This is a genomic window from Halegenticoccus tardaugens, from assembly GCF_004116405.1.
Taxonomy (GTDB): domain Archaea; phylum Halobacteriota; class Halobacteria; order Halobacteriales; family Haloferacaceae; genus Halegenticoccus; species Halegenticoccus tardaugens.
The window spans coordinates 422222-437987 of sequence record NZ_SDIC01000001.1 but is presented as its reverse complement, the minus strand read 5'-3'; the positions used below and the strand labels follow the sequence as shown (position 1 = coordinate 437987).

The window sequence follows — 15766 nt, the reverse complement described above, 5'->3', positions numbered from 1 at the left end:
CCGCGCTCACCCGGTGTTTTTCATCCCCGCCGCGATGCCTTTCACCGTCAGGCGCAGGGTCTGCTCCTCGGCCGGCGTGCGGTGGGTGTGCGCGAGCAGGTGCGTCTGGAGCAGGTTCAGCGGATCGACGTACGGGTTCCGGCGCTGGAGGCTCTCGCCGAGCCACTCGCGCTTCAGGAGTTTCCGGCGGCCGCTCGCCGCCAGGACGAGTTCGACCGCCTCCTCGTACTCCTCGTCGAGGCGGGGGAAGAACCGCTTTCTGAGTTCCGAGTCGGCCAGTTGCGCGTACTCGGCGGCGATCTCCATCTCCGTCCGCGCGAGGGACAGCGCGGCGTTGTCGAGCGTGGTCCGGAAGAACGGCCACGACTCGTACATCTCCCGGAGCGTCTCCTCGTCGCCGCCGTCGTCGAGGTAGGCCCGCATCCCCGTCGCCAGGGAGTACCAGCCGGGGAGGATACAGCGCGACTGCGTCCAGGAGAACACCCACGGGATGGCCCGGAGGTCCTCCACGGTTCGCTCGCCGGACCGCGATGCCGGGCGCGAGCCGAGGTTCAGGTTCTCGATGACGGTGATCGGCGTCGCCTGCTCGAAGTACGCGACGAAGCCCTCGGTTTCGAGCAGGTCGCGGTACTCCTCGCGGGCCGCGGCGGCCATCGTCTCCATCGCGTCGATCCACGGCTCGGGCACGTCCTCCTCGGGCTGTTCGAGCGCGCGCCGCCGGGCGCGGATCTGCGCGTCGAGCATCTGTTCGAGGTTGCGCTCCGCGATGCGCGGGTTGGCGTACTTCTCGGCGATCGCCTCGCCCTGCTCCGTGAACTTGACCTGGCCCGTCACCGTCTCGTTCGGCAGCGCGAGCAGCGCCTGGTTCATCGGCCCGCCGCCGCGGGAGATGGAGCCGCCGCGACCGTGGAACAGCCGCATCGTCACGTCGAAGTCGTCGGTGATGTCGGCGAGGCGGCGCTGGTTCTTGTAGAGGTCCCAGTTGGCCGCGAGGAAGCCGTTCTCCTTGTTCGAGTCGGAGTAGCCCAGCATGATCTCCTGGACGTTCTTGCGCGCGGCGAGCGCCCGCGCGTACGCCTCGTTCTCGAACAGCGTGCCCATGATCCGGCGCGCCCCGTTGAGCGCGCTCTCGGTTTCGAGGAGCGGAACGACGTCGATCCCGCAGTGGTCCGGCAGGCTGACCACGTCCGCCTGATCGGCGAGGAAGAGCACTTCGAGGACGTGGCTCGGCTCTTCGGTCATGCTGATGCAGTACGTGTCGATCGCGCCGACGCCGTACTCGCGCTGCCAGTCGCCGAGCTTGGAGAAGAGCGCCAGCACCCGCTCCGTGGTCTCGGAGACGTCGCCTGGGTCTTCGAGGTCGACGATCGGATCGTCCTGCAGGATCGCCTCGGTCAGCAGTTCGACGCGTTCGTCCTCGGATTTGCTCCGGTAGTCGATTCCCTCGTTCGCGAGCGCCTCGTCGACGGCCGCGGTGTGGTTCTCCCGGTGATCGCGCAGGTCGAGGCTCGCGAGGCAGAAGCCGAACGTGTCGACCTGCCGGAGGAGCGGATCGATGTACGCGTCGACGACGTTCTCCGCGCCGTTCCGGCGGAGGCTCTCGGCGATCGATTCGATGTCGGCCGTCAGTTCCTCGGCGTCGGCGTACCCGTTGGGACGGACGTCCTCGACGCGGCGGAGCCGTTCGCGCATCAGTTTCAGCTTCTGGCGGTACGGCTCGTCGGGGTAGCGCTCCTCCGCCTCCGCCGCGACGCCGGGGAGGCGCTCGCGGTCCGCTTCCAGCCGCTCGTCGAACGCCTCGCCCGTCTCGATGCGGTCGCCGTCCTGGCTCAAGAGCCCCGAAAACCGCTTGAGCGCGACGCGGTACTTCTCCAGCACCACCGATCGCTGTCGCTCCAGCGTGTCCTCCGTCACCTCGGGGGTCACGTACGGGTTGCCGTCGCGGTCGCTGCCGGCCCACGAACGGAACTCGAACAGCTTCGGCACCCGGACGTCGTCGTACTCCGCGGAGACGATCTCCTCGAGCTCGCTGTACACCTCGCCGACGACGTCGAAGAGCGTGTTTTCGAGGTACCACTGGACGTTTCGGGCTTCGTCCTGCGGCTCCGGCCGGCGCTCGCGGACCTGCGCGGTCTGCCAGAGGCTCGTCACCTCGGCGTCGACGCGGCTCCACTCCTGGGACTGCTCTTGATCGGTCAGCCGGCGCTCGTCGAGCGTCTCGAGCCGCTCTGCGATCGAGCGCAGCTTCGCCTTCACCGTCTTCCTGCGCGCCTCCGTCGGGTGAGCCGTGAACGTCGGCTCGACGAGCACGTCGTCGAGCACCCGCTGGACGGTCTCGGCGTCCGCGCCGGATTCAGAGAGGCGGGCGACGGTCTTTTCGAGGCTGTCCTCGATCGTCTCCTCCTGAGAACCCTGCCTGACCGCCCGGACGCGCTCTCGCTCCTCCGCGAGGTTGATCAGCTCGAAGTAGGTGGTGAAGGCGCGGGCGACCACGCTCTCGCTGTCGGGGGACAGCCGGCCGAGCACGTCGTGGAGCGGCTGTCTGGACGGGACCGAGCCGTCGCGGTAGGCGATGGCCGCGGTCCGCAGTTCCTCGACGATCTCGAACGCGTCCGTCGAGGTTTGCGCTTCGAGCACGTCGCCGACCAACGCGCCGAGCTCCCGAACGTCCTGCCTGACGGTCCGGTTGTGCAACTTCATGACTGCGAGTATCGCTGGCACGGGGTAAAAGCCCACGACTCGTCTCGAAGAATTGCCTTTCTATCGAGTAAATCGTGAGCGTCGACTCGGCGGCGGCGGCCACGTCGGCCGGCGTCAATGGGGCAGATGCCGGCCGGACGCGGTCGACGCGTAATGGCTCGGATGACAGGCTAGGTCGATGGCGTGAGGTTGACAGGCTTACGCGGCCGAAAGCCGGCGAGTCCACGCCGACTAGTGGGTCTCGCCGTCGCCACAAATAGCTCGCTAAGTGGACACAATAGCGCTATTGAGCCGAACGCGGCGGCGGCAGTTCGCGAGTCGCCGTGCCGAAAGGCGCGCGAGGGTCGGCGTGGGGGGTGTCGCGCTCGCCGGCGTCGTCGCGTCGAGCCCCCGCGTCGGCCGCAAATTTCGACGCCGGCGGCACCGCACACTTCGTCAACCTTTTTATCGGCCGCTACAAGTGACAGCCATGAGCGAGAGCGACAAGTACCCCATGGACTCGGGACGGCGTCGGTTCGTGAAGGGCGTCGTCGGCGGGGCGACGCTCGTCGGTGCCGGCGCGACGGGGGCGACGACTATCAACCTCGCGACCGCGCCGGCCGGGGAAGGGGGCGGGGCCACCGAGATGATGGCCATAGAGCAGACGGGCGGGCCCGCGCCCAACGGCATGCCCCAGATTCCGATCGAGATCGACGACGAGGGGTTCCTCAAGGGGGTGTGGCCCGAGGTGAAGACGGAGACGCAGGAGGGCGTCCAGATCAAGGTCGCCGAGATGAACCTCGGCGGCGTCACGTACTCGGGCGAGTGGTTCCAGTACTGCGGGCTGGAGTCGTACGGCGGCATCGACCCGCAGGCCGAGGAGGACAACTTCCTCCGGTCCGACGCGAATCCGCCGTACTCCTGGCAGTCGGACGCCTACAGCGAGGGCGATAAGCTGCACGTCGACGACTTCAGCGACTACAAGGAGTGGGGGAACGAGGTCGGTGCCGACGGCGTCGGCAAGCCCGCGACCGGCACGTGGCGGTCGCAGGAGAGCGACGACACGCTGCCGATCCAGGTGATCCGGAGCGAGCGGATCGAACAGAAGGTGCAGAACGACGAGTGGCTGCAAGCCAGCACGCAGAACGGGTTCATCGCCTGGATGAACAAGTGCACCCACTTCTGCTGCGTCCCCGGCTACAAGCAGACCGCCGACGCGGCCCGGTACGGTGCGGCGAACGGGGTCTACTGCCAGTGCCACCAGTCGACGTACGATCCGTTCACCATCGTCCAGGAGCTTTTCATCGCCCGACCGCGCCCCACCGACAGCGACGACGAAGAGTAGCCGTCCGGCCGCGCGTTTTCTCCGTTACGCTCTCGACAGTCGATCGGGTTCGAGCGTCGGGACGGTTCGTGCGTCGACGCCCGCTCACCCGCCGCTCACCGGCGGGAACAGCGCGAGCTCGTCGCCGTCGCCGACGGTCGTCTCCAGCCCCTCGTCGGTGAACACGTTCTCGCCGTTTCGGAGGACGTTGATGTGCTCTCGGAGGTGTCCGTCGTCGTCCAGCACCCGCGCCGCGAGCGCCGGCCGCCGCTCCAACAGCGCGTCGAGCGCGTCGCCGACGGTCGACTCCCCGTCGAGGTCGACCGTCACGCGTCGCGTCCCGGCGACCTCGGCGAGGTCCGCGAACAGCTTCCACTCCATGCGGGTTACTCCCGCGCGGCGGGTGATGAGGGTTGCGCCTCCGCGTTCGTTTCGAGCCGTCGCAGGGCGTCCGGGCGGGCGATGACGTACACCGTGTCGCCGGCGTCGAACGGCCGAGAACGCGGCGGGAGCACGTCGACGGACCCGTCGGCGGACCGGACCGCGACGACCGCGTCGCCGACGTCGCCGACGGTGTCGCCGAGGAGGTCGCCGCCGTCTTCGACGACGACCGCGCCCATCGTCTCGTCGGCGGCGCGGAGGTGGGAGGCGAACTCCCGGTCGGCCTGCGGCTCCGCCGGCAACGTCACGAACCGGTACTCGATTGTCGGGTCGAGCCTCGCCGGCTCCGACTCGTCGACGACGAGCGTCGCCGCGTCGCCGGCGGTCGCCCGAACCTCGGCGTTCACGACGCGCGTCGGCTCGGAGCCGCCCCGCCACACCTGCACGACGTCGCCGACGCTCGCGCCGTGCGCCGGGTCGCCTCGAACCGCGACGGCGACGTCCGACGGGGCCAGCGTCGGTCCGATGCCGGCGACGCGGCGGCCGAGCGCGAGGTACTCGACGGTCCCCTCGTCGGTGACGTCGGCGTCGACGTACCCCACGCCGTAGTCGTCTTTCAGCCGCGTCGCGAGGCGGTCGCGGAGTTCGGCGACGGTGAGCCGCCGCGGGAAGAGGAGCGTCTTCCCGGCGAGTTCCTCCTTCGTCTCCGTCGAGACCGGGTCGTACTCGTCCACGTCCGCGATCTCCTCGGGGAGCGTCACGGCGGTCACGCGGCCGACCGACCGGACGACGCTGCTTACCTCCCCTTCGAGTTCCTTCGCGCCCGCGACCGCGAAGACGTTCGTCGCGACGGCCTCGCCGACGCGCGTGCCGATCGGCGCGACCGCGAGCGCCGCGCCGAGCGCGACGGTGTTGAAGAGGGCGGTTCGGGGTTCGAACAGGTTGACGTTGTTGAGGGAGAGTTCGTAGAGCGCGCTGGTGTTGAGCACGAGCGCGGCCGCGGAGAGGCCGAACAACGCGGCGATTCCCCGCGGGATCCGCTCTCGGAAGTACCAGCGATAGCCGAGCGCCGCCGTCGCGCTCGTCGACGCCGAGACGAGCGCGCAGAGGAGAATCACGCCCGTCCCCTGCGCGTCCGACGACGGCGCGAGCGACTGAAGGGCGGCGACCGCGCCGTCGCCGAACGCGAGGCCGACGCCGACGAGCGCCGCCGCGGCCGAGATCACGCGACCACCTCCGCGAACGCTGCGAGCGAGTCGCGGCTCCCGACCACGAACAGCTCGTCGCCGGGTGACAGCGCCGTCGAGCCGTCGGGGACGAACCGCCAGCGGTCGCGCCGCACCGCCAGGACGCCGACGCCGTAGGCGTCGCGGACGGCCGCCTCTCCGATGGTCGCGCCGTCGAGGGGGCCGTCGGCCCCGACGGCGACCTTGCGGATGCGCTTTCCGGCCCGACGGAACAGGGAGAGGAGTTCGAACTCCCGGCGCGTTCCCCGCGAGAGGACGACCACCCGCCCGCGCTCCGCCCGGAGCAGCGTCCCCGCGTCGGCGCGGTCGACCGCGACGGTGATGCGCCCCTCGCCGCCGACCGTGACGGGCGCGGACCGCGCGCTCGACGTCGCGGCCTCCTCTTTCTCGTCCGTCCCGCCGCCGGCCGTCGCGGGCGGGGCGGTCGTCGCGCCGTCGGGATCGACCGCCGAGGCGTCGTCGCCCGAGTCCGCGCTGACGACGGTGCCGGTGACGGGTCCCTCCGACGTGACGACGCGAACCGACTCGCCCCTGGCGATCCCCGTCGGGACCAGCGCGTCGATCGAGACGGCCCGCTTTCCCGGCGGCACCCGCTTCGAGAGGCCCCCGACCGGCGGCGCCGCGTGGATCGTCGCCCGCGCGCGCTCGTCGAGCGCGACCGACGCGTCGGCGAGGTCGTAGTCGCTCCGCAGGCGGTCGGCGAGGCGGGTTTCGAGTTCGCTCACCGGCACGTCGGCCGGGAACGTCCACGTTCCCTCGCCGATCTCCGCTCGGAGAGAGGGGGAGAGCGGCGGGTACCCCTCCATGTCGCCGACCTCGCCCGCGACCGCGACCCGGACCTCCCTGCGGTTGCCGACGAACTCCACCACGTCCGCGGAGAGCGTTCGCTCGGTGAGCGCTCGGATCGACATCCGCCGCGGGAGGGTGTCCCCGAGCTTGTCGCCCTGCGCGTGCGCGTACATGGACAACATGAGGATGACGAGGATGGCGACGACGACCGCGGGGCCGTGCGCCCCCCGGAGGATGCTCTGATCGTACAGCGCGAGGATTCCGCCGTTGACGCCCGCGATGGCGAGCGAGAGCACGACGACCCCGAACCCGGGGATGGTGACCCCGGTGAAGTACCGGAAGATGAACCCCAGCGTGCCGGCGACGAGCGCCGGGATGATGCCGGTGAGAACCCCGAGATAGATGCCGGAGAGGATTTCGACGGGGAGCGATGCCATGTGAGCCACCAGAGCACCGGCCGATAAACAAGTATCGCCGACGTTTATGTTCCGAGTCGCGAAGGGGGTGCTATGGAGCGGAGCCGCGAGTGGGTCGGGATTCGAGCGGCGGTGGGACTCGCGTTCCTCGTCGCGGTCCTGTCCGTGACGACCGGCGTCGTCAACATCGCCGCCCGATCGGTCTCCGGACCGTTCGCGGGGGCCGTGCCGGCGGTGGTCCACGAGACGGCGGGATTCACCGGGACGCTCACCGGGTTTTTGATGCTCGTGAGCGCGATCGGCCTCCGCCGGGGCCTGCGCGCGGCGTGGTACTCGACGCTCCTCCTGCTCCCGATCACGGCCGCGCAGGGGCTGTTGCAGGTGAGCGAGTACTCGTACCCGCTCGTCGTCGTGTCGCTCGCGGCGCTCCCGGTCGTCCTCCTCAACCGGCGGCGGTTCGACCGCGATCTCGACCTGACGGGAACCCAACTGGCCGCGCTCGTCGCGCTCGTCGGCGCGCAGGCGTACGGCACCGTCGGCACCTACGCGCTCAGGGAGGGCTTCGACGGGGTTACCACGCTGACGGACGCGTTCTGGTTCACCGTCGTCACCGGCAGCACCGTCGGCTACGGCGACGTGACGCCCGCGCCGGACGATCCCGGGGCGAAGCTGTTCGGCATCTCCGTCCTGCTCGTCAACGTGTCGAGCTTCGCCGTCGCGCTTGGGGTGCTCCTCACGCCCGCCATCGAAGCGAGACTGTCGAAGGCACTCGGAAAAATGACAGAAACGGACCTCGAACTCCTCGAAAACCACATCCTCGTGCTCGGGCACGGGGAACTCACGGAACCGATCGTCGAAGAACTCGGCTCGCGGACGCGCTTTCTCGTCGTCACGCCCGACGCGGAGCGCGCCCGCGCCCTCACGGAGCGCGGCTTCGACACCCTCGTCGCGAACCCGAGCGACGAAGCGCCGCTCCGCCGCGCCCGCATCGACGCGGCCCGCGCGGCCGTCGTCGCGACGAACAACGACGCCGAGGACGCGCTCTCGATCCTCACGGCGCGCCAGTTGAACGACGACCTCCGCATCGTCGCCGCGGCGACCGACCGCGAGAACGTCGACAAACTGCGCCGCGCCGGGGCCGACGCGGTCATCAGTCCGGCGAGCATCGGCGGCCACCTGCTCGTCGAGTCCGCCCTCGGCGACGAGGGAACGGAGGCCCTCGCGGAGCGGATCCTGACCGATCGGTCGTCGGACGGCGACGGGGACGGAGACGAGGAGCCGTAGATCGGCGGCGTCGGCCGTCGTCGCGACGGGAGGGCGACGATCGTCGTCGCGACGGAAGGGACGTCGTCGGTGCCGGATCAGCTTCCGCCGGGTCGCCGGCCGCGGTCGACGACGGCGACGTCGCACTCCACGTCGCGGAGGCGCTCGAACGTCGGCGGCGAGACGAACCGCGAAGCGGCGCTCCGGTCGCGGCTCGATCCCAGTATCAGGAGGTCGTACGACCCAGCGTTGGCGCCGATGAACGCCTCGATCGTCGCGCGGGCGACCCTCGTTTCGACGTTGCCGCCGGCCGTCTCGACGTTTTCGCCGACGGTCTCGACGAGGTTCGCCAGCCGCCGTTCGGCGGGACGGCGCTCGACTTCGCGGTCGATGCAGGTGCAGACGCTGACGGTGCCGGCGGGACCGGCGAGCCGCGTCGCGAAGTCGATCATGGCGTGCGCCGAGTCGCCGGGGCGCGAGACGGTGACGAGGATCCGCCGCCAGCGCCGCTTGCCGGTCGAAGACCGGAAGGCGACGGCGTCCGTCGGCCCGGCGAAGACGGCGCGCACCGAGTCGGCGAGGAGGCCGCGCTCCTCCTCGTAGGGCGTCACGACGAGGTCGCAGTTCGTCCTCGTCGCCGTCCTGACCGCCGCGGTGCCGGGATCGCCGCTCGCGACGACGACCTCGCAGGGGACGCCGACGCGGGTCCGGATGGTCGACGCCCGCGCTTCGAGTTCCGACGCGACGGTCGCGGCCGCCCGCCGGGTCGTCTCCTCTTCGACCGGCGGGTCGTCGGCGTCGACCAGCCCGAGGAGGACCACCTTTCCGGCCTCGTGTGCGGCCGCGAGCCGAGCGCCGAACAGCGCCGTGATCTCCGCCGCGCCGCCGCGCACGGGCACGAGCACGTGGTCGTCGCCCTGGATCGTCCCGTAGAGGTAGCGCGCACGCCGCTGGTAGATCCGGGATCGCCAGACGGTAAAGGCGGCGGCGACGAACGCGCCGGAGAGGGCGACGCTCGCGACGTACGCGCCGGGGTCCGCGGTGTCCGTGAGGAGCACCAAAAGCGCCGTCGAGAACGCCGCCGGCTCCTCGACGCCGAACGCCCACGTCAGGCCCCCGGTCAGGAAGACGCTGACGGCGGCGCTCAGGGGGCTGACGCCGGCGACGATCGCCGTTCCGTCCGCGAGTCCGGCGGCCGCCGTCCCCACGAGAATCTCGGCGAGCCAGCCGCAGGCCGCGCCGAGCGTCAGGCCGGCGACGAACTTCCACGGCGAGGCGTACCGCCCCTCCGGGTCGGCAAAGAGCGTGTACGCGCCGGCCGCCAGCGGGGGGAAGAGGAGAAACGACAGCTCTTCGAGCGCGTTCGCGAGCAGCGTCACGAGCGCGATGAGCGGCGGGACGACGAACAGGATCATGAGGTGGAGCAGGTTGTTCGTGTTCTCCGCCCAGCGTCGGAACTCAGCGACCTCTCGGCGTTCGAGCCGCCGGAGGCGTCGGAGGAGATCGGTCGCGCGCGCTTCGAGCCGGTCGAGCATCGGCGGTTCGTCGGACGCCTACGCGATACGCGTGACGGCGTCGAGCGCGATGGCGATGGCGCGCTCGACGTTGTTCTTCGCCTTCTCCGGCAGCTCCTCGTCCCCGTCCGCGCCCTTCTGGGTGCCCTTCACGAGGTTCCCGTCGACCGTGCAGATCGCCCCGGATCGAAGCCCCTTGCGCCGGGCGAGCGCGAACAGCGTCGCCGCCTCCATCTCGATGGCGAGCAGGTTCGAGGCCTCCCAGCGGTCGACGTACTCGTCCGTCTCGTTGTAGAACGCGTCGTCGCTGACGATGGGGCCGACGTGGACCGACTCGTTTCTCGCCTCGGCGGCGTCGACGAGCGCGGTCAACGCGTCGAAGCTCGGGACGGCCGGGTAGATCGCGGGCTCGTAGCGCTTCGAGGTGCCCTCCTCCTTCGCCGCGCCGGTCGCGACGACCATGTCGCCGATCTCGACGTCGGCCTGCAGCGCGCCGGCGGTCCCGACGCGGATCGCGGTCTCGACGCCGACGCGCGAGAGCTCTTCGAGCGCGATCGCGGCGGAGGGGCCGCCGATGCCGGTCGAACAGATCGTGAGCGGGACGCCTTCGTACGTCGCGTCGACGACCTTGTACTCGCGGTTCCGCGCGACCTCCGTCGCGTTCTCGCACTGCGCCGCGATGCGGTCGACGCGTCCGGGGTCGCCGGGAACGAGCGCGATCTCGTTCACGTCGCCTTCCTCGACGAGCAGGTGGGGCTGTTTGGCCATACCGTCGTCTCTCGCGTCACGGAGAAAAACGACGCGGTTGATCGAACGTACCCCGCGGGGCACTGGCGGGTCGTTCCGATCCGTCGATCGTTTCACGGTGGACGGTCGTCCAATTCGACGTTGATCCCGCCGAGCGGGACGTCGCGTCGGATAACCCCGCCGCGGGGAGGACCCGACGGCCGCTCCCGTCAGTATCACACGATTCGAAACCGGATTGTTTCAGTCGCGGCGGCCGTTCGCGCGAAACCGATTCGACCGTTCACCGCCGTCGAGTGGGGCGATTGATCGGTGGGAATCGTTCACCCGGAAACAGTCGTCGTCAGGTCGGCAGTACCTCGGTAAAATTCACGTGTTCAGGATGATACGATTATCGGTGTTGAATACGGGCTCGGTCGACAGCCTCGACTGGGCAACGAGCGTCCGCGCGGAGTCAGTCCGGTTCCACGGCGCGGCGGTTCCGTGGAGTGGAGCTCCTCGCGGGCGTTTCTGCCCGTGATACATCATGAAAAAGGCACTTCGCATCCTGATGGCCCTCGTGGTCGTTAGCACCGTATTCGCGGGATCGGCGGCGGCGGATCACAAGGACTGGGACAAGTGGAAAAAGGAGAAGTTCGGCGACAAGACCGAGATCGACCAGGACCAGGACCTCGACCAGGACGCTGACGCCGAGGTGAACCAGTACCAGGACGTCGACCAGGATAACAGGAACACCCAGGTCGCCGGGAACGCTGCTGTGTACAACGACGGCGACCAGGACACGGACGCTGACCAGAGCAGCTACCAGGCGAACTACAACAACCAGGAAGCGAGCGCAACCGCTGTGAACGTCGCCGAGCAGGACCAGGAAGCCGACGCCTGATCGGACGACCGCTTCGTCTCCCCCTTTTTCGAACGTTCGACGACCGACGAGCCGACGGCTCGTCCGCTTCGACGCTCGCGGGAGCGGTTCACGCGGCGCTCGACCAGACGAACGGCGCGACCACGGTGAGCGTCGCACCGAACACGAGCGACGTCCGGAGCCACTGTCCGCGCACCGCGGTCGATTGCTCCTCGTAGATGGCGCTTCCCGCCCGCGGGAGCACCAGGTACGCGAACGCGGCGTATCCGGACAGGACGGCGACGGCGACGGCGAGCAGGTGCGGTAGAACGGCGACGCCCGCGACGCCGTCGACGCGGCCCAGCCCCGGCACGAGAACCGAGAACGCCGAAAACGCGACGCCGTAGAGCGCGCCGGCGAGCGCGCCCGCGCCGTGATGGGCGACGCTCGCGTCCCGGAGACCGATCTCGTCGGGTTTCTTTCGCCGGAGCACGGAGGCGGCGACGTACGCCGGGGCGAACGTCTGCGACGACCGTCGCCGAACCGGCAGCGCCAGTGCCAGCGCCGCGACGAATCCCGCGAGCGCCCCGACGCCCAGATCCGCGACGAAAGAGAGCGCCGGGGACGCCAGTTGAAAGACTGTGCCCGGATTCATTGTCACTGATCAGTCGGTCCAGCGGAATAAGTCTGCGGGCGATCAGTGCGAGAGCACGTCTCGCACGCGCTTCCAGTCGAGCGCCGTTCGCGATCCCCTCGTGCCGGCGGCGAGCGCGCCGCAGGCGTTCGCGACCGCGAGCGCCCCGTCGAACCCGTCGCCGCGGAGCCGAGCCGCGATGAAACCCGTCGCGAACGCGTCGCCCGCGCCGGTCGTGTCGACCGTCTCGACCGCGAAGCCCGGGTGCGTGTGCGTCGCCGCTTCCGTTCTGACCTCCGCGCCCCGCGGCCCGTGTTTCAACACGAGCGTCCGATCCGCGGGGTCGAGCGCGTCGCCGAGCGCCGTCGCCGCCTCGCGGTCGTTGAGGAAGACGAGGTCCGCGCGCGAGAGCGCCCCGGAGAAGTCCCGGTCGCCGAGCCGACGCCCGGGATCGAAGCTCACCGTCACGCCCGCCTCCGCCGCGCGGACGGCCAGGCGCGCGGCCGTGTCCGGGCGCTGGCTCGTGAGGTGGAGGTGGTCGGCCGACGCGAGCGTCGGCTCCGGCAGATGTCCGGCCGTGAACGCCTCGTTCGCGCCGTCGCGGCCGAGCACGAACACGCCGCCGTCGGCCGCGACGACGAGGTACTTCACCGCCGTCTCGCCGCCGGGGACGGTCTGGAGCGTCCCGCAGTCGACCCCGGCGTCGAGCAGTTCCGCCCGCGCGGACTCCCCGTGGTCGTCCTCGCCGACGCTTCCGAGGAGCGCGACGGGGACCTCCAGCCCCGCCAGTCCGCAGGCGACGTTCGCCGCGCTGCCGCCCCCGTCGCCGGTCTGCGACTCGATGACCGCTTCGCCGTCCGGCTCCGGCAGGCGGTCGACGTGGAGGGTGACGTCCCAGTTGACGTGGCCGGCGCAAATGACGCGAGGCATGCTCGGTCCGTCGCCGTCCGGCGGCAAAAAACCGCCAGTCGGCGAGCGGCCGTGGGCGGGGCGGCGAAAAAGGGACAGGGGACGAACGCCGATCAGGCGACCGAAAAGAGGACGAGGTTGTGGACGCCCGGCCCGAGGCCGACCGCCGCGACGAGCGCGAGCAGGAGAAACCCCTCCGTCGGCTCCTCCCGGACGTAGTCGGCCATGAGGGCGACGACGACGGCGGCGACGCCGACCTTCACGAGGACGAACAGCCACCCCGCGCCGAGCAGGTCGGCCGTCGGCAGCGTCGCGGCGAGGTCGATGATGACCTTCGAGAGGGGCGTCCGCTCGCCGAATCCGAGGACGTCGATCCCGACGGCCGTCGAGACGCCGTCGAGGACGTGGGCGAACACCGCCAGCGCGCCCGCGCCGCCCGTGATCGCCACCCCCGGCCGAGCGCGCGTCAGCCCGACCCAGACGACCGCGGCGAGCGCGAGCGACGCGACCAGCCCGAGTCCGGGCCAGAGCGGGTGGAGCGTCCCTCGCGCCGCGCCGACGAGCAGCGCGCCCGAAAGCGCCGCGAGCAGCGCCAGCGTCCCGACGCCGGCGAGGAGCCGCGCGCCGTCGGCGGCGACGTCCGCGGCGAGCCACGTCGCGCCGGCGACGACCGCGACCGTGAGGTACACCGACGGCGTCCCCGCGAGCGGTCTGACCGCCGCCGGCAGCGCGTCGAGCACGTAGAGGACGTGCAGGCACGCGCCGACGCCCATCCACGGGGCGAGCGCGAGCACCTGCCGGTCGGTGACCGCCGGTCGCCGTCGGAGGAACGCCCAGCCGACCGCGCCGAGTCCGACCGCCAGCGCGAGGAGGTACGGCGCGGGCGGCAGCGCGAACCCCTCCGGGAGGACCTGCATGGGCGATGCCGCGTCGGCGCGGCGGGAAAGCCTTGCGATCGATCCGCCGCGCTCCCGATTCGATCCCTCCGCACGCCGCGTTTCGCGGTACTTTTGCACCCACGCGGCGAGGGGGCGCGCATGGACAGAACGGAGTTCGCCGCACGGATCGACCACACGGTGCTCGGCCCCGAGACGACGCCGACCGACGTCGAACGCGTCGTCGACGAGGCCGAAGCGTACGGCATGAACGCCTGCGTCCCGCCGTGTTACGTCTCGGAGGCGGCCGCGCGCGCGCCGGACGCGACCCTCGCGACGGTCGTCGGCTTCCCCCACGGGCAGCACAGCACCGCGGCCAAGCGAGCCGAGGCCGTCGACGCGTGGGAGGCGGGCGCGGACGAACTCGACGCGGTGATACACGTCGGCCGGCTGAAAGCCGGCGAGGACGAGCGCGTCGAGCGGGACCTCTCGGAGGTCGTCGCGGCCGTGCCGATCCCGGTGAAGGTTATCGTCGAGACGGCGCTCCTCACCGAGGGGGAGAAACGTCGGGCCTGCGAGGCGGCGGTCGGCGCCGGCGCGGCGTTCGTCAAGACGTCGACCGGCTTCGCCGACGGCGGCGCGACGGTCGCGGACGTCGAACTCATGCGCGAGTACCTGCCCGTGAAAGCCAGCGGCGGGATCGGAAGTTACGAGGAGGCGGTGGCGATGCTCGACGCCGGGGCCGAGCGGATCGGCGCGTCGAGCGGCGTCGAGATCGTCGAGGGGTTCCCGGAGTAACGAGTTCGCGCTCGCGTCCTCACGCCGTTTCGAGCGCGTACGCCGTCGGCTTCGTGCCGTCGCCGCCGACGGTGAGCGCGAAGACCGCGCCGTCGGCGACGGCGAACCCGTTTCTGACCGGGCCGTCGACGGGGTGGGACCACCGCTTCGCCCGGACCCGAACGTCGTCGACGCCGAGGCCCCCGTCAAGCGCGAAGGCGAGCACCTCGCCGGCGTCGCTGCCGACGTACAGCGTGTCGCCGGCGGCCGCCGGGGCGCTTCGGAACTCGCCTTTCACCCGCCATCGTCGTTCTCCCGTCTTTCGGTCGATCGCTTCGAGGCCGCCCCCGTCCGCGCCGAACACCGCGTCACCGGTGAGCACGAGCGCCCCGTGGGCGACGACCCCCTCCGAGTCCGTCCACTCGATCGCGCCCGCGCGGGCGTTGCCGGCGAGCCCGTGCACCGTGCCGCCGAAGGTGCTGGCGTAGACCCCGCCGCCGTCGGCCGCGACGGCCCGGATGGACCCGGGGAGCTTCTGCCGCCACAGGCCCTCACCGTCGGACTCCGACAGCGCGTACACCTCGCCGCCCTCGGTGCCCGCGTAGACCGTCCCGACGTCGACGAGCGTGGTCACGCCGGTGAACGTCTCCGCCTCCCAGTCGACCTCGCCGGTCTCGGCGTCGATCCGGTAGACGCCGCCGTCGGTGTCGCCGGCGAAGACCCACCGTCCCCCGTGGCTGGGGACGGGCGCAGCGCCGACGGAGCCGGTCGTCTCCACGTCCCACAGTTCGTCGCCCGACTCCGCGTCGAGCGCGAGGACGCGGTTCTCGCCGGTCACTCCCACGTAGAGCCGGCCGTCGTCGAACGCCGGGGCGGTGGTCCACCAGCCGCCCGAGCTGTCGGCGACCCACTCTGTCACCCCGTTGTCGACGGCGAACGCGTACAGCGACTCCGTCGTCGGGACGTAGACCCGTCCGTCGGCGACGATGGGGCGGCCGACCGGCCACTCGATCTCCTCGCTCCACCGCTCCCGGACGCCCGCCCGGGGGCCGACGTGGTCGGGATCGTAGCCCGTCGCCCCGCCGTCGAAGGCCGGCATCGGCCAGTCGCCGGACTCGTCGCCGACGGCGTCGCTCGCCGTCGTATTGTCGGCGGTGCCGCCGTTCATCGCGTTGTCGTCGTCCGTTCCCGTCTCCGTCGTCGGTGTCGACTGGTCGTCCGAACAGCCGGCGAATCCCGCGAGACCGGCCGCGCCGAGCGCCCCGAGCAGTTGCCGTCTGGAGGGCATCGTACGCCCTTGCGGCGGGGACCCCGATATGCCTTCTGGACCGCGGCGGTCCTCCCGCGTTCGGATGCGTCCGCCGGATCGTCGC

At 71.0% G+C, this 15766-nt stretch carries 14 protein-coding genes; 4 read left to right on the top strand and 10 right to left on the bottom strand.

All coding sequences use genetic code 11. The features are described from left to right. Window positions 1-6: 6 nt before the first annotated feature. Window positions 7-2700, bottom strand: coding sequence for a phosphoenolpyruvate carboxylase (gene ppc, locus C3L37_RS02315; RefSeq protein ID WP_129112999.1), 2694 nt, complete (start codon window positions 2698-2700; stop codon window positions 7-9). Window positions 2701-3169: 469 nt separating this feature from the next. Between ppc and C3L37_RS02310 the strand changes: the two genes are divergently transcribed. Then, window positions 3170-4024: a ubiquinol-cytochrome c reductase iron-sulfur subunit gene (locus tag C3L37_RS02310; protein WP_129112998.1), complete on the top strand. Its 855-nt coding sequence runs from the start codon at window positions 3170-3172 to the stop codon at window positions 4022-4024. Window positions 4025-4108: 84 nt separating this feature from the next. Here the strand turns inward: C3L37_RS02310 and C3L37_RS02305 are convergent, their stop codons facing one another. Genes C3L37_RS02305 through C3L37_RS02295 form a run of 3 tightly spaced genes read right to left on the bottom strand, consistent with a single transcriptional unit; the run spans window position 4109 to window position 6857 of the window. Further along, entirely contained in the window at window positions 4109-4384 is a 276-nt protein-coding gene (locus C3L37_RS02305; protein WP_129112997.1) for a ubiquitin-like small modifier protein 1, read from the bottom strand. Between the two features lie 5 nt (window positions 4385-4389). Then, window positions 4390-5610 carry a potassium transporter TrkA gene (locus tag C3L37_RS02300; protein ID WP_228546082.1) on the bottom strand — a complete coding sequence of 407 codons (1221 nt, stop codon included), beginning with the start codon at window positions 5608-5610 and terminating at the stop codon, window positions 4390-4392. After that, window positions 5607-6857 (bottom strand): potassium channel family protein, encoded by a 1251-nt coding sequence (locus tag C3L37_RS02295; protein WP_129112996.1) that lies wholly within the window; start codon window positions 6855-6857, stop codon window positions 5607-5609. The genes C3L37_RS02300 and C3L37_RS02295 overlap by 4 nt, the downstream gene beginning before the upstream one ends. A gap of 72 nt (window positions 6858-6929) precedes the next feature. On the opposite strand from C3L37_RS02295, the gene C3L37_RS02290 reads away from it, so the two are divergent. Continuing rightward, on the top strand, window positions 6930-8120 hold the full coding sequence (locus tag C3L37_RS02290; protein WP_129112995.1) for an NAD-binding protein: 1191 nt from the start codon (window positions 6930-6932) through the stop codon (window positions 8118-8120). 77 nt (window positions 8121-8197) lie between these two features. Here C3L37_RS02290 and C3L37_RS02285 read toward each other — a convergent pair whose 3' ends face one another. Together C3L37_RS02285 and C3L37_RS02280 are read right to left on the bottom strand one after the other, a co-directional pair. Further along, a complete protein-coding gene (locus C3L37_RS02285) occupies window positions 8198-9634 on the bottom strand; it encodes a universal stress protein (protein WP_129112994.1) in 1437 nt (478 codons plus the stop codon). 18 nt (window positions 9635-9652) lie between these two features. Then, window positions 9653-10381 carry a nucleoside phosphorylase gene (locus C3L37_RS02280; RefSeq protein ID WP_129112993.1) on the bottom strand — a complete coding sequence of 243 codons (729 nt, stop codon included), beginning with the start codon at window positions 10379-10381 and terminating at the stop codon, window positions 9653-9655. 502 nt (window positions 10382-10883) lie between these two features. Between C3L37_RS02280 and C3L37_RS02275 the strand changes: the two genes are divergently transcribed. Then, on the top strand, window positions 10884-11240 hold the full coding sequence (locus tag C3L37_RS02275) for a toxin transporter (protein WP_129112992.1): 357 nt from the start codon (window positions 10884-10886) through the stop codon (window positions 11238-11240). Between the two features lie 88 nt (window positions 11241-11328). Here C3L37_RS02275 and C3L37_RS02270 read toward each other — a convergent pair whose 3' ends face one another. From C3L37_RS02270 to C3L37_RS02260, 3 genes are all read right to left on the bottom strand, one after another. Then, the gene (locus C3L37_RS02270) at window positions 11329-11853 is read right to left on the bottom strand and encodes a hypothetical protein (protein WP_129112991.1); all 525 of its coding nucleotides are present in this window, start codon (window positions 11851-11853) and stop codon (window positions 11329-11331) included. A 42-nt stretch (window positions 11854-11895) separates the two neighbouring features. After that, a complete protein-coding gene (locus C3L37_RS02265; protein WP_129112990.1) occupies window positions 11896-12762 on the bottom strand; it encodes a carbohydrate kinase family protein in 867 nt (288 codons plus the stop codon). A 92-nt stretch (window positions 12763-12854) separates the two neighbouring features. Beyond that, window positions 12855-13658: a DUF63 family protein gene (locus tag C3L37_RS02260; RefSeq protein ID WP_129112989.1), complete on the bottom strand. Its 804-nt coding sequence runs from the start codon at window positions 13656-13658 to the stop codon at window positions 12855-12857. A 120-nt stretch (window positions 13659-13778) separates the two neighbouring features. Between C3L37_RS02260 and deoC the strand changes: the two genes are divergently transcribed. Continuing rightward, window positions 13779-14414: a deoxyribose-phosphate aldolase gene (gene deoC / locus C3L37_RS02255; protein ID WP_129112988.1), complete on the top strand. Its 636-nt coding sequence runs from the start codon at window positions 13779-13781 to the stop codon at window positions 14412-14414. A 19-nt stretch (window positions 14415-14433) separates the two neighbouring features. Here the strand turns inward: deoC and C3L37_RS02250 are convergent, their stop codons facing one another. Continuing rightward, window positions 14434-15681, bottom strand: a complete 1248-nt coding sequence (locus C3L37_RS02250; RefSeq protein ID WP_129112987.1) for an outer membrane protein assembly factor BamB family protein — start codon at window positions 15679-15681, stop codon at window positions 14434-14436. Between the last annotated feature and the right edge of the window lie 85 nt (window positions 15682-15766).

Bases quoted from the DNA above. Each gene is read 5' to 3' on its own strand.
- ppc (WP_129112999.1), bottom strand. From the start codon at position 2,700: ATGAAGTTGCACAACCGGACCGTCAGGCAGGACGTTCGGGAGCTCGGC.
- C3L37_RS02310 (WP_129112998.1), top strand. From the start codon at position 3,170: ATGAGCGAGAGCGACAAGTACCCCATGGACTCGGGACGGCGTCGGTTC.
- C3L37_RS02305 (WP_129112997.1), bottom strand. From the start codon at position 4,384: ATGGAGTGGAAGCTGTTCGCGGACCTCGCCGAGGTCGCCGGGACGCGA.
- C3L37_RS02295 (WP_129112996.1), bottom strand. From the start codon at position 6,857: ATGGCATCGCTCCCCGTCGAAATCCTCTCCGGCATCTATCTCGGGGTT.
- C3L37_RS02290 (WP_129112995.1), top strand. From the start codon at position 6,930: ATGGAGCGGAGCCGCGAGTGGGTCGGGATTCGAGCGGCGGTGGGACTC.
- C3L37_RS02285 (WP_129112994.1), bottom strand. From the start codon at position 9,634: ATGCTCGACCGGCTCGAAGCGCGCGCGACCGATCTCCTCCGACGCCTC.
- C3L37_RS02280 (WP_129112993.1), bottom strand. From the start codon at position 10,381: ATGGCCAAACAGCCCCACCTGCTCGTCGAGGAAGGCGACGTGAACGAG.
- C3L37_RS02275 (WP_129112992.1), top strand. From the start codon at position 10,884: ATGAAAAAGGCACTTCGCATCCTGATGGCCCTCGTGGTCGTTAGCACC.
- C3L37_RS02270 (WP_129112991.1), bottom strand. From the start codon at position 11,853: ATGAATCCGGGCACAGTCTTTCAACTGGCGTCCCCGGCGCTCTCTTTC.
- C3L37_RS02265 (WP_129112990.1), bottom strand. From the start codon at position 12,762: ATGCCTCGCGTCATTTGCGCCGGCCACGTCAACTGGGACGTCACCCTC.
- C3L37_RS02260 (WP_129112989.1), bottom strand. From the start codon at position 13,658: ATGCAGGTCCTCCCGGAGGGGTTCGCGCTGCCGCCCGCGCCGTACCTC.
- deoC (WP_129112988.1), top strand. From the start codon at position 13,779: ATGGACAGAACGGAGTTCGCCGCACGGATCGACCACACGGTGCTCGGC.
- C3L37_RS02250 (WP_129112987.1), bottom strand. From the start codon at position 15,681: ATGCCCTCCAGACGGCAACTGCTCGGGGCGCTCGGCGCGGCCGGTCTC.